10 protein-coding genes and 1 pseudogene are annotated in these 12,722 nt (G+C 69.6%); 4 read left to right on the plus strand and 7 right to left on the minus strand.

Translation table 11 applies throughout. The features are described from left to right. Positions 1-58 precede the first annotated feature (58 nt). The 3 genes from E3O22_RS13750 to E3O22_RS13760 form a co-directional block, all read right to left on the minus strand. Positions 59-2,239 carry a DEAD/DEAH box helicase gene (locus tag E3O22_RS13750; protein WP_134394760.1) on the minus strand — a complete coding sequence of 727 codons (2,181 nt, stop codon included), beginning with the start codon at positions 2,237-2,239 and terminating at the stop codon, positions 59-61. A 204-nt stretch (positions 2,240-2,443) separates the two neighbouring features. Continuing rightward, a complete protein-coding gene (locus E3O22_RS13755; RefSeq protein WP_134394761.1) occupies positions 2,444-2,779 on the minus strand; it encodes a DUF6804 family protein in 336 nt (111 codons plus the stop codon). Continuing rightward, positions 2,779-4,101 (minus strand): DUF2207 domain-containing protein, encoded by a 1,323-nt coding sequence (locus E3O22_RS13760; protein WP_166784658.1) that lies wholly within the window; start codon positions 4,099-4,101, stop codon positions 2,779-2,781. Before E3O22_RS13760 ends, E3O22_RS13755 begins: the two co-directional genes overlap by 1 nt. A 228-nt stretch (positions 4,102-4,329) precedes the next feature. On the opposite strand from E3O22_RS13760, the gene E3O22_RS13765 reads away from it, so the two are divergent. Continuing rightward, the gene (locus E3O22_RS13765) at positions 4,330-4,608 is read left to right on the plus strand and encodes a metal-sensitive transcriptional regulator (RefSeq protein WP_134394763.1); all 279 of its coding nucleotides are present in this window, start codon (positions 4,330-4,332) and stop codon (positions 4,606-4,608) included. Positions 4,609-4,716: 108 nt separating this feature from the next. Further along, positions 4,717-4,884: a hypothetical protein gene (locus E3O22_RS15970; protein WP_166784659.1), complete on the plus strand. Its 168-nt coding sequence runs from the start codon at positions 4,717-4,719 to the stop codon at positions 4,882-4,884. A gap of 581 nt (positions 4,885-5,465) precedes the next feature. Here the strand turns inward: E3O22_RS15970 and E3O22_RS13770 are convergent. Then, positions 5,466-7,028: an SDR family oxidoreductase gene (locus tag E3O22_RS13770; protein ID WP_134394764.1), complete on the minus strand. Its 1,563-nt coding sequence runs from the start codon at positions 7,026-7,028 to the stop codon at positions 5,466-5,468. Positions 7,029-7,162: 134 nt separating this feature from the next. Between E3O22_RS13770 and E3O22_RS13775 the strand changes: the two genes are divergently transcribed. Then, positions 7,163-8,023, plus strand: a complete 861-nt coding sequence (locus tag E3O22_RS13775) for a hypothetical protein (protein WP_134394765.1) — start codon at positions 7,163-7,165, stop codon at positions 8,021-8,023. Positions 8,024-8,162: 139 nt separating this feature from the next. Here E3O22_RS13775 and E3O22_RS13780 read toward each other — a convergent pair whose 3' ends face one another. The 3 genes from E3O22_RS13780 to nudC are packed head-to-tail and all read right to left on the minus strand — an operon-like array spanning position 8,163 to position 11,603. Continuing rightward, on the minus strand, positions 8,163-8,903 hold the full coding sequence (locus E3O22_RS13780) for an SGNH/GDSL hydrolase family protein (protein ID WP_134394766.1): 741 nt from the start codon (positions 8,901-8,903) through the stop codon (positions 8,163-8,165). 25 nt (positions 8,904-8,928) lie between these two features. Continuing rightward, positions 8,929-10,644 carry an ATP-dependent helicase gene (locus E3O22_RS13785; RefSeq protein WP_134394767.1) on the minus strand — a complete coding sequence of 572 codons (1,716 nt, stop codon included), beginning with the start codon at positions 10,642-10,644 and terminating at the stop codon, positions 8,929-8,931. Continuing rightward, positions 10,635-11,603, minus strand: coding sequence for an NAD(+) diphosphatase (nudC, locus tag E3O22_RS13790; RefSeq protein WP_134394768.1), 969 nt, complete (start codon positions 11,601-11,603; stop codon positions 10,635-10,637). Before nudC ends, E3O22_RS13785 begins: the two co-directional genes overlap by 10 nt. Before the next feature lie 90 nt (positions 11,604-11,693). Between nudC and E3O22_RS16470 the strand changes: the two are divergent. Next, positions 11,694-12,449, plus strand: a pseudogene (locus E3O22_RS16470) (phosphotransferase); the annotation flags it as partial. Positions 12,450-12,722 lie beyond the last annotated feature (273 nt).

A 12,722-nucleotide genomic window follows, 5' to 3' on the forward strand; every position in this document is an offset into this window, starting at 1 on the left:
CTCAATGATGGACCCCAAACGAGGCCCGGTTCAAATCCACGCCGGTGAGGGGCGCGTTCTACAACTCCCCGTCGAGCGCCAGGGTCAGCAGGTAGATCAGGGCGCTGGCCTGCACGGAATCTGCGGACGAGATCTCGTCGACGGCGCCGTCCAGGGCGCGGGCCGCGAGGCCCTGCTTGCTACCGATGAGTTCGGCGATGCGCGCGTCAATGGTGTGGGCGGCGATGATCCGCCACGCGGTGACCGGCTCGTCCTGGCCGATGCGGTGCACCCGGTCGATGGCCTGTGTCTGCTCGGCGGCAGTCCAGCTGAGCTCGGCGAGCACGACGTTGGAGGCGGCCTGGAGGTTGACGCCGACTCCGGCGGCAGAGAGGGAACAGACCACCACGGCCACCCCCTGGTCATCGTTGAAGGAGTCGATGGCGGCCTGGCGGGCCAGTGCGCTTTGGTCGCCGCGTAGGGAGACCGTGCGCAGGCCGCGCTTGGCGAAGATGTCTTCGGCGGCATCCATCACGTCGATGTGCTTGGCGAAGAACACGACCTTGCCCACCGAGTGCGCCAGCTGCACGGCGTAGTCCGCCGCGAGGGCGGCCTTGGCCTGGCCGATCTTGCGCACCATGGTGAAGACGTTCTCACCGGTCGTCTGCCCCTTCGACTCCTCGAGTTCGGCGTGGGCAACCGCGCGGATGAAGGCGGCCCGCTGCTCGCCGTCGAGGACGGGCGGCGTCTGGCCCTGATGGCGGGCGGCGACGAGGGAGTGGTACCGGGTGACCAGGCGGGCGGCGAGCTCCCGCTCGGCCTGGCGGATGGAGCGACCGAGGTCGTCGTCCAGCTCGACCGGGATGTCGGCGATGCGCTTGGCCGGCAGGTCGGCGGCGACGTCGACCTTGCGACGGCGCACGATGCCGAGGTCGATCACCGCGGCTCGCGCGGCGCTGTAGAACCCGGAGTCGGCCGGGGTCAGCCCGATCGCTTCGAGCTTCTGCATGAGTCTGGGGGCTGGCTTGTCGCCGTCGAGCCAACCGAGGAACTGCCAGATCGCCCGGAAGTCGTCGACGTCGTTGATCAGCGGGGTTCCGGTCAGAGCCATCAGCAGCGGGTTGCCGCCGGGCGTGCGGCGCCGGATCTGCTCAGCCAGGGCCAGCACGTGCTTGGAGCGCTGCGACTGCAGGTTCTTGATGAAGTGCGCCTCGTCGACGACCATGCCCTTGAAGCCCAGGGTGCCCAGCCAGGTGCGGTGCCGGTCGAGCACGTCGTAGTTGACGATGACCACATCGGCGAAGGCGTCGAGCGTGTCGCCGTCGCCGTGGATGACGGTGGCTCGGCGGTTCGGCGTCCACAGTTCGACCTCGCGCACCCAGTTCATCTTGACGACGTTGGGAACGATGGCCAGCAGCGGGTAGGCCCCGCTAACGGATGCCGCGAGCAGGCTCTGCGCCGTCTTCCCGAGCCCCGGCTCGTCGGCGAGCAGGTAGCTGCGGTGGCCCAGGCGCGCGCTTTCGACGAACCGGGCCTGGTGGCGCATCAGCTCCATGCCGCGAGGCGAGAGCCGGTCGACGCGGGGTGCCTCGGGCAGGTCCATGCTGGCGGCCTGACCGCCGGAACCATACTCGAAGGATTTGAACAGCGGGCCGATGAGTTCCCAGTTGGCCAGGCGACGGCCGGAGACGACCGGCTGGGCCGTCGCGGCGCTGAAATCGGGCGCGAGGAACGGGTTGGCGAGCTGGCGGGCCTTGACCGACTGAGGGATGACCTGATTGACCGGAATTTCCGGTTTGGCCTCGGGCTCGCGGGTGATGATCAGTTCGTCGGGGGTGAGTTCGGCACCGGACTCAAGCAGCCAGTCGCGGCGGAACCGCTGCGCGACCGTGGACACGCCGGCATCCGGTTCCAGCAGGGTGATCAGGCTGGTGTCGCGGGCCGCGGTCTTCGCCAGGATCTGGGCGATGCCGTCGAGGCGTTTCAGCAGCTCCGCGCGGTTCGCGTCGGTGAGGTCCTTGTCGCCCTTGACCCGGGCGCGTTCCTCACGCATGAGCAGCGCGATGACCTGGTACTTGGTGCGGTTGGTCGGGCCCAGCTTGGCGCCGATCTGCGCCTTCGCCTCCACCTCGCGCACCTTGCGGGCGAGGATGGGAATGATGGGGGCGTCATCGTCGCGGGAACGAGGTCGCTGCCGAGCGCGACCTCCGGCGGCAACACGGTTGTTCGAACCAGCGGCCTGGTGGCGGGTGTAAGCCATTCTTCTCCAACTTCACAGCAGCACAGCAGACAAAGGCCGTGCTCGACGTGGTGCGGCATCCGTGGACACCGGTGCGATCGATACGTCGAAGCCTGAATCGAGCAACGTGCCAACCCTATTTGCGCCACCGGCATTTGGGATGCAGCGGCACGGTCAAGACGGTAATCGGGCTTTTTCGGCGCGAATCCAGTTTACGCCCGCTGGTCAATCCCGATGCACCGGCACCTTGGTGACGACCCCGACGAGGATGAAGACCAGCGCAGCGATGAACTGGGCGGACACCCAGCCCTGGCCGGACAGGTCGATGACCACGATCGGGTTCCACAGCACCGCGATCGGCACGAGACCGATCAGCCACAGCCAGGCTCTCGCCTGGATGGCGAAGACGCAGAGGATCATCGCGAGGATACTGACCGCGTAACGGATGATGATGAAGCTTTCGGAGTCCAGCAGCGCGAGCCCGCCGAGTAGGATGACCGCCCCGAGCAGACCGGGGGCCAGAGCGGAACGTGTGACTGTGGGTTCGACCGGGGTGCCCATCAGACTCCTCCTCCTCCGCCGCCGCCGCCACCGCCGCCGACCGAGCCACCTCCACCCGAACCGGAACTGGAGGAACTCGACGCGCTTCCCGACCAGGAGGCCGAGGTGGAGCTCGTGAACGAGCTCAGCCCGGCGGCGAACCAGACCGGGTTGAACGGAGCGGACTCAGCGTACCAGTCAGGCTGCGCGTCACTCCGGGCGTAGTAGTCACCGAGAACCTGGGCCCACTCCTTCTCCTGACCGAACAGCACCGCGAACGGCAGCAGGTCCTCATACAGCTTCAGCACCTGCCCCGGCTGCCCCGGGAACAGCAGCCGGAGCACCGCCTCTTCGGCCGGGTCGAGGTCTCGAGTGTGCAGCAGCTCAAGCAGGTAGTGCTTTGTGCCCTCCCCCTCCAGGACCCGCACATTGCCACGCACAGCGAAGCTGAGCAACTGGGCGGTCATGGCCCTGGCGCTCGTGCGCATCACGTTTCCCGCCACGAGCAGGTTGACACCCCGCGGCCGCAGATACTCGGCGACGACAGTCGGACGACCCGGTGCGTTCCGCCAGCGGGTGGCCCGGGAGACGACGGCGAGACCGGCGCCGAGCAGGCCGATCAGGGCCGCTGCGAGGCCGATACCCGGGAACGGGTTCGCCGTGAACGACTGGTCGCGGGGCACGAAGGTACCGGGCTCGAACCCGACGGCCAGAGTGAGCCCCTCGGCCGGGCCGAGTGCCCCGGCGGTGACGTCGATCGTGACGGCCTCGCCCACGGCATCCGTCGTCAGCGAGGCGCAGGGTTCCGACGAATCGCCGGTGCCCTGATGGCAGGCGGCATCCCCGGTGAGCCGAGGCGCAACCACCGAGTCGACGGTGAGGGTGGCGGACACAGCGCCGAACGACTGGGCCCAGCCGGTGCCGTTGACCTCGCGGTAGAACTCCTGGATCGAGGCATCCTCCGGGTCGAGCGTGACGTCGACCTGTTCGTAGGTGATGACATAGGTCTGCGCGCCATGCACGGAGCCATCGGTGGCGATCGTCACCGCCAGGAACTGGTCTCCGCCGTCTTCGCTGGTGGTTTCGGTCTCGACGTCGCGCTGCCGCCCGTTCTCGTCGGTGACGCTGACCAGTTCCAGGTCGGTCGGATGTCCGTCGTAATGGGTGGGGATGGCACGCAGGATGCCGCGGTTCTGGTCGGTCTCCGGGAACCGGGCCACGATCGTCTCGGTGGTGGTGAGGCGCGAGTGCCCGTCGCCGGTGAGCAACAGCCGGAAGTCTGAGTGCCACGAGTCGAAGGTGAAGTCCTCGACGCCCGCCGACACTGCGGACGGCGCCCGCACCGGGCCGGCTACCGCGAAGGCGGGCCGGACAGGCCGAGCAGCGCGAATGCTCCGAGTGTGGCTGTGAGCATGAGGATGAGCGCACGACGCATGCGTTCACTCTACTCAGCGTCGGGTCAGCCGGATGACGTCGGGCATGGTGCCGGGTTGGTCGCACACGATAGTGACGCCGCCGACAGAAGGCAGAGTACCCCTCCGGGGTATTCGAAATTGCGGTACTGTAAACCCATGATTGACGACATCAAACGGCGTGCCCTGCACCGTGCCCGCATCCTCCAGGGTCAGATGCGCGGTTTGGAGAAGATGATCGAGAACGAGGATTACTGCATCGACATCCTCACGCAGTCCTTGTCGATCCAGAAGTCGCTCGGCTCGCTCAACAAGCTCCTGGTGGACAATCACCTGCAAACACACGTGACGGAGATGTTCGAGGCCGGGGGCGAGGCTCGGGAGACCGCCATCGCGGAGCTGCTCAAGGTCTTCGAACTCAACAACAACCGAGGCTGACGCTGGCGGCACCCGCCGCGTTGACATCACCGGTGGAATCAATTAGCGTCTCTGAATGCTCCAAATCCGGGCATCGGTCGTTCCCCCCGAGACGAATTGGTTTTCCCATTGACTTCAGAATCTGCATCCCTCCCGAACCTCCCCGGCCACACCGAACACCACGACATCACGAGCCTGGTCGGCGAATACCGCCAGCGCCAGCTCAATCTCTTCCGTGAGCGCCAGCCGGAACTCGAGCCCGACGAGCAGATCTCTGCGCACCTTCCCACGCACTAGCCACTGCGCACGCGTCACTGCGCACGAGCCATCGCGCACGAGCCATCGCGCACGAGCCATCGCGCACGAGCAGGTCCGAGGGCACCGAGTGCACGCGGGTCAGCACCGGCGGGGCGGCGGGTGCCCCGGCCAGGGCCCGAGCCGCACAAGACACGCGGCGCCTCGGGCAATCACCGTTTGATATCCGGCAGATGTTGTGGCCAACTCAGGAGATCCGCTCGGGGCATGCCGGGCATCCGCGCAGGTTCCGCACTGGTCTGCGGCGGCTGGCGGACCCAGGCGGCGGATGTCCTGAGTTGGCCACACGCGCGGGCTCAGCCGGGCCTGACCGACGTACGTGTCCGGGGCGCCAGAATCGCCGTGGACTTCGTTCCGGGCTGAGTGGCTGCAGGGTGTCGGACTCGGAAAACCTGGGCGGTTGAACGCGGATTCATCCCGCGTCGCAGTCCCGGTCTTCACCGGTGCGGTCAGGGCCCGATCAGGTCGGGCCCGATCAGGTCAGGGCCCGATCAGGTCAGGCCCGATCAGGTCAGGCCCGGTCGAGTCACGCCCGGTCGAGTCAGCCTCGGTCGACTCACCGCTCAGGCGGCGCCCTCGGCGACCGGCCGGCCCGATCCGGGGGCATTCGGGGCAGTCGTGGCGTTCGCGTTCGTCACGGCCGCCTCCCCGACGGCCGCCTCCCCGACGGCGGCCGCCGTGATCCGGTTGGCCATGCCGGTGAAGATGACGCCGTGGAAGGGCAGGATCGCGAACCAGTACAGCCGACCGCCCAGTCCCCGTGGGAAGAAGACGGCGCGCTGACGGTACACGGAGCCGCCGCCGGGCGCCGGATCCGCCGTCATCTCCAGCCACGCCCGGCCGGGAACGCGCATCTCGGCACGGAGACGCAGGAACCGGCCGGTGTCGATGCGTTCGACCCGCCAGAAATCCAGTACGTCGCCCGTATGCAGGTGGTCGGGGTTGCGACGGCCGCGGCGCAGGCCGACCCCGCCGACGAGCTTGTCCATCCAGCCGCGGATAGCCCAGGCCAGCGGGAATGAGTACCAGCCGTTGTCACCGCCGATGCTCTCGATCACGCGCCACAGGTCTTCCGGCTTCGCGGCGGTGTGCTTTTCCTTGAGGTCGGTGTAGACGAGGTGCCCGGCCCATTCGGGGTCGCTGGGCAGCGGGTTGCTCGACGCGCCCGCGATCGACGCGTTCCGCCAGCTGGTCTCGACGTCGCCGTCGCGCATGCGGCCGAGGGCCAGGCGCACGGCGGTGCGATAACCGGTGAGGCCCTCTTTCGGCTGGGGAATGTACTGATCGATGTCGCGCTCGTGCACCACACAGTCGTTCTGCAGACTGGCGATGATCGGCACGGCCAGGCTGCGCGGGATGGGCGTGACCAAATTGACCCACTGTGATGCGAGCCAGGGCGTGAACACGGGCAGGGACGCGATGGGGCGCTGGCGCAGGCCGGCCTCGAGGGCGTAGCCGTTCATCATCTGGCCGTAACGCAGCACGTCGGGGCCGCCGATGTCGAAGGTGCGGTTGACGTCGGCGGGAAGCTCCGCCGACGCGACGAGGTAGTAGAGCACGTCACGCACGGCGATCGGTTGGATCTTGTTGCGCACCCACTGCGGCGCCGGCATGTACGGCAAAACGTCGGTCAGGTGCCGGATCATCTCGAAGGACGTGGAGCCGGAGCCGATGACCACCCCGGCCTGGAGGGCTGCTGTCGGCACACCGGACTCCACCAGGATGCGGCCGACCTCTGCCCGGGAGCGCAGGTGCTGGGACAGCTCCTCGGTGTCCGGGTGCAACCCGCCCAGGTAGACGATGCGGGAGACGCCGGCCGCGGCGGCGGCCGTAGCCACGTTCGTGGCCGCGAGGCGTTCCGTGCTCTCGAAGTCGCCGCGGGTGCCCATCGAGTGCACCAGGTAGTAGAGCACATCGACCCCGGCGACGGCGGACCGCACACTGGCCAGGTCCCCGAGGTCACCCTCGGCGACCTCCACCTGTTCGACCCACGGGACATCCTTCAGCTTCTGGGGTGTGCGCACGAGCACGCGCACGTCGTAGCCGGCTTCCAGCAGCAGGGGAACGAGCCGGCCGCCGATATACCCGGTAGCGCCGGTCACAAGTACACGTCGTTGCGTCGTCATGGCGAAAGCCTAGGGGCGGATGCTGGACTGACGCCGAGGATCGGGCAAACGGCCGCGCCGTGCTGAGCGGCGGCTGTGGGACGGGGCTGTGGATGACTCGCGCGGGCCCGCGCCGAGTGCGGCATCATCGCCGAATGACACTTCGACTCGACCCTCGGTATCCGGTCGTCTGGCGCACGCCCGACATTATCCAGGTCGGCGTCGACCGCCCGTTGGTCCTGATCACCGCCCTGAGCCCGGGACTCGAACGGGTGCTCGCGGCCCTGTTCGTGGGGGTGCCCCGCTCCGGAGCCCTGATGATCGGGCGTGAGGGCGGGGCCTCCGACGAGGCCGTCCTGGCGATGCTCCGCGCCCTGCGGCCGGCTCTTCTGGTCACCGCGGAGACTGGTCCGGGCCCGGCCCGGATTCCCGAACCGGTCGCCGTGACACCGCCGCCCAGAATCTGCGTCGACGGGCGCGGGCTCACGGCGGACCTGATCCGCACCCTGATCGGCACCCTGGGTCTGACCCTGGCCAAGGCCGACGACCCCGGCACCGGGCTGGCCGTGGTACTGGGTCACTACGCCCTAGAACCGGAGCGGCACGGGCGCTGGCTGCGCCGGGACATCCCGCACCTGCCCGTGGTCTTCAGCGACAGCGAGGTGCGGATCGGACCGCTGGTCGAGCCGGGGGTCGGCCCCTGCCTGTACTGCCTCGAGCTGGCGCACATGGATTCCGACCCGTCGTGGGCCGCCCTGGCCTGCCAGCTGCTCAGCCGCCGGGCACCCACGGAAACCCCCCGGGCCGGCATCGATGTGGCCGCCCTCGTCGCCGGGATCGGCCACGACCGGCTGGTCCTCGGGCGGTCCACCCTCACGGAGACCGCGCTCGTCTTCGACGCGGCGTCCGGCTCGCTCAAACGTCGTGGCTACCGGCCGCATGAGCGGTGCGGCTGCCGCACCGTTCCCGGGAACGTGACCGCGCTGCCCGGGGCCGGGCGCCCCGCCCGGGACTGACCGGACAGGTCCAGGTCAGACCCGGTCGCAGACCGGGGCCCAGATCAGGCTCGGGCGAGCCGGATCTCATGGTCGACTTTCCCGATCCCGGGGCACCGCTCAGGCCATCCAGGGAACGGAGCAGGGCCATCAGGTGCTCTCAGCCGACCGGGCCGTCGAGTCGGAGGCCGGGCGCTGAGTCGAAGACGAACCGGGCCCAGAGGCGGTAGCCGAGCGCGCTCGGGTGGAACTCGTCGCTGGCGAAGAAGCCCTCGACGTAGGGCGGCGGGGTCGGGATCGCGACGACCCCGTCGAGGCCGTCGACGGCCAGGCGGGCGCCGGTGTCGAGGCTCGCGGCGTGCCGCGCGAGGGTGGCGCGCAGGGGTTCGGGCAACAGCGCGAAGCGGTCGAAGCGCGGCATCAGCGACACGAGCACGGCCGCCTGCGGCGCCGCGGCCCGCAGGGCGAGCACGATTCGGCGCACATCGTTCGTAAAGGCGTTTCGGGAGCGCAGCCCCAGCGCATCGTTCGCACCGATGGTCAGCAGGGCCAGGTCGAAGGGCACGGCGGCGGCGTCCGTCACAAAGCGCGCGCGCACGTCCCGGGCCGTGGCGCCGTTCTCACCGATCGCCCGCCAGGTGCTGCCGCGGCCCCAGCGCTCGGCAACCTCGTGGGCGATCCAGCCCGGCAGGGCCTCGCTTTGGGTCTCGGCGCCCACGCCGGCAGCGGTCGAGTCGCCGAGCACGAGGATGCGCAGCGGGTCGGGGCCGGGCCGGAAACCGGTCCACGGGAGGGCGGCGTCGGGCAGCCGGGGCGTGTCGCGGCGCAGTCGGCGTGCCTGCGTCACCAGCAACGGCGCGTAGGGCACCGCAGCCAGGCGGGTGAACGGAAAAGTAGGCACGCCCCGAGGCTACCCCGCGCCGGTCTCAGGTACCGCGGACGGTGGGCGCACGCACGCCGCGGGCGCCGATCTCGGACAGGAACCGGGAACGCTCCCGGGGGCTGCGCTGCTGGTGGCCCGCGGCAGACCAGCTCAGGGACAGCCGTTTGCGTGCCCGGGTGATGCCCACGTAGAGCAGCCGGCGTTCCTCGTCGATCTGCTCGAAGGTGCCTGCGTAGCTGATCGGCACGAGTCCCTCGGACAGACCGATCAGGAAGACGGCGTCCCATTCGAGGCCCTTCGCCGAGTGCAGCGTCGCCAGGGTCACCGCGGACACCGTGGGTTCGTGCTGGCCGGCCTGGCGCTCCATCAGCTCGTCGGTGAACTGGCGGAATGTGGTCTCCGGGGCTGCCTGGTCGACGAGGCCCATGATCGCGTTCAGCGACTCCCACCGGTCGCGCACCGCGCCCTGGGCCTCCGGCGCACTCTGGCTCCAACCGAGGGAGCGCAGCACGTCGCTGACGGATTTGAACAGCGGTTCGCCGATGATCGAGACGGATGCCGCGCGCAGCTGCATCACCGCCTGCTTGACCTCGGCCAGGTCGAAGAAGCGCTTCGACCCGCGGATCTGATAGCTCACCCCGACGTCGCCGAGGGCCGTTTCGAGGAAGGCGGCCTGCACGTTCACCCGGAACAGCACGGCGATGTCCTCCGGGCGGGTGCCGCCCTCGATCAGCTCGACGATGTTCTGGGCGACGCCGCGGGCCTCGGCCATGTCGTTCGGGTACTCGCGCACGCCCGGCTCGGTGCCGATTTCGCTGGCGTGGGCGCGCAGGGTGAGGGCGCCGGTCCGCCCGCGCATGAGCTGGTTGGCGGTGGCGACGATCGACCCCGTCGACCGGTAGTTCTGCTCGAGGCGCACGACGGTGGCGTCCTCCCACCGCTTGGGGAAGTCGAGCAGGTAGTCGCTGCGGGCGCCCGCGAAGGAGTAGATGGTCTGGCTGGCGTCCCCGACGACGCAGAGGTCACGGCGCTGGCCCAGCCAGAGCGAGAGCAGGTCGTGCTGAAGCGGGGAGACGTCCTGGTATTCGTCGACGACGAAGAACCGGTACTGCTCGCGCACCTGTAGGGCGACGGATGGCTCGGCCTCGATCATCCCGGCCATCGCCAGGAGCACATCCTCGAAGTCGATCTGCTTGCGGTCGTCCTTGAGGCGCTCGTAGGACTCCATCATGGCCAGCACCTGGTCCACGTCGAGCCGGCCGGGCAGGCTGCGCTTGGCGATGCCGGCCCCATACGCCTCAATGCCGATTCCGGAGGTCTTTCGCCACTCGATCTCCGCGGCCAGGTCGCGCAGGGTTGCCGTGTCCAGCTTGAGCTTCAGGGTTTCGGCGGCGTGCCCGAGCAGGCGACCCTTGCCGTCGAGGATGCGGGGAGCCTGGCCGCCGACGACGTGCGGCCAGAAATAGTTCAGCTGCGACAGGGCCGCCGAGTGGAACGTGCGGGCGGCGACGCCCCCGGCGCCGAGTTGGCGCAGCCGGCCGCGCAGCTCCGCGGCGGCGCGGGCCGTAAAGGTGAGGGCCATCACCCGGTTCGGCGAGTACGCGCCGGTCATCACGCCGTAGGCGATGCGGTGGGTGATGGCCCGGGTCTTGCCGGTGCCGGCGCCGGCGAGCATGCACACCGGACCCACGAGCGCCTCGGCCGCCACCCGTTGCTGGTCGTCGAGGCCGGCCAGCAGGGAACCGGCGGTCAGCGCCATCCGTGCACCGTGTCGGGGCCGAAGTCGAGGGGTTCGCCGAGCCAGTGCTCGATGATCGCCCGGGCGATCGAGGAACGGCCGGGCAGGATGATGACGTCGCCGGAGGCCCGTAGCTCGTCGCGGCTGAACCAGCGCAGGTCAAGGATCTCCTCCCCGTCGGGGCGCAGAGCCGCCGGGGTCTGGCCGTCGGCGAGCCGGGCCGTGAAGCCGAACATGACCGAGGCCGGGAACGGCCACGGCTGGGAGCCGAGGTAGACCGGGTCGGCCACGCGCAGGCCGGATTCCTCGAACATCTCCCGGATGACGGCCGCCTCGAGCGACTCGCCCGGTTCGACGAAACCGGCCAGGAGCGAGTAGCGGTTGCCCTCCCAGAGGGCGTTCGAGCCGAGCAGGATGCGGTCGTCGGCGTCGGTGATCAGCACGATCACGGCCGGGTCGGTGCGCGGGAACACCTGGCCGCCGCAGTCGGGGCAGCGCCTCGTCCAACCGGCGTTCTCGACCAGGGTGGCCGTGCCGCAGCGCGGGCAGTGGGCGTGGGAGTCGTGCCAGTTCACGACGCCGAGCGTCTCGGTGAACAGTCCCGCGTCGCGGTCGGATAGGGCGGTCGCCACGGAGCGCAGGGACACCCAGAGGGACTCGTCGGGTTCGAGCGCCAGGGCCTCCTCGTCGGTCAGCACGGCCGCGACCAGCGGGGTGCCCACGGGCTCCGGCGCATCTTCGGCCAGGGAACGGCCGAGGTAGAGCCGGAACTCGCCGGCGGGAACTCGGTCGGGAGCCAGCAGGCGCAGTCGGGCGGGGGCGGCGGCCTCCATCAGCGCGGAGCCACGCCACAGCACGAGCAGGCGCGTGCCGGCATCCGTCTGCAGCGTGTTGAGCAACCCGGGGGTGGCGCGCGCCTCGCCGTCACGGTCGACCGCGTGACGGGAAAGCGGCAGACGGGAGGTGAACGCAAACGACATGGTGCTCCTCGGTCTCGGACAGACTGCCGAAGTTGTGTCGAGGCGTGGCGAACAACCGCGCCGAGGGGAAGTCGACCTAACCTAGTAGGTATGGTCAGATCCCCTCTCACTCTAGCCGCGCTGGCCACTGCCGCCGTCCCCGGTCTCGACGTCGTCCAGGTCCGTCTGCACGGCACCGTCGCGCGTTCTCGAGGAGCCAGCGGCGCGTTCGAATCCGCACTGCTGATCGACCGCGACGACCGTGCCCTCATCATCCGGGTCCCCGCCTCACAGGCCGCCGAAACCGAGCAGTCCGCCGATCTGGTAGCCCTGCGCGCGCTCACCGTCGGCAACCGCAGCCGGCTCCCCTTCGACGTGCCGCAATTCGTGGGCCAGGCGCCGCTCAGCGGCACCCGGGCCGTCGTCTACGAGTTTTTGGAGGGCGATTCCTTCGACGCGGATGCCCTCACCGGCCACGCGGGCGTGTCCGGTTCGATCGGCCGCGCCATCGCCGCGGTGCACTCACTGCCGACGGCCTTCGTCGGCACCGCCGGGTTGCCGCAGCAGAGCGCTCAGGAATGCCGTACCGGTACCATCGCCTTGATCGACCGGGCGGCCACCACCGGCTACCTGCCCGCCGCGATTCTGCGCCGCTGGGAACAGGCCACCGACGACGACGGGCTCTGGCAGTTCGCGCCCTGCGTGGTGCACGGGTCGTTGTCGGCCGACTCGTTCCTGATCACCGACGACTCCGTCTCCGGGGTTCTCGGCTGGTCCGCCCTGAGCGTGGGCGACCCGGCCCGCGACCTGCACTGGCTGCTTGCCTCCCGCGGGACGTCCGGCGAGACCGCCGTCGCGTCGTACGCGTCGGCTCGCCAGGGCAACGACCCGAGGATCACGCAGCGCGCGATGCTCTACGCCGAGCTGGAGCTGGCCCGCTGGCTACTGCACGGCACGGACACACGCAGCCAGAGGATCGTCGACGACGCCGTGGCCATGCTCGACGGTCTGGTGGACAACGTGCACCAGGCTACGTCGCATCCGTTGTCACCGGCCACCGGCCCGATCCTCGATGTTGCCGCGGTGGAGAGCATGCTCAAGTCCACACCGCGCGGCATCCCCCGCCGCGACCTGGGCGGT

Origin of the sequence: Cryobacterium sp. TMT2-18-2 (assembly GCF_004402245.1) — a bacterium.
In the GTDB taxonomy this organism is placed as follows: domain Bacteria; phylum Actinomycetota; class Actinomycetes; order Actinomycetales; family Microbacteriaceae; genus Cryobacterium; species Cryobacterium sandaracinum.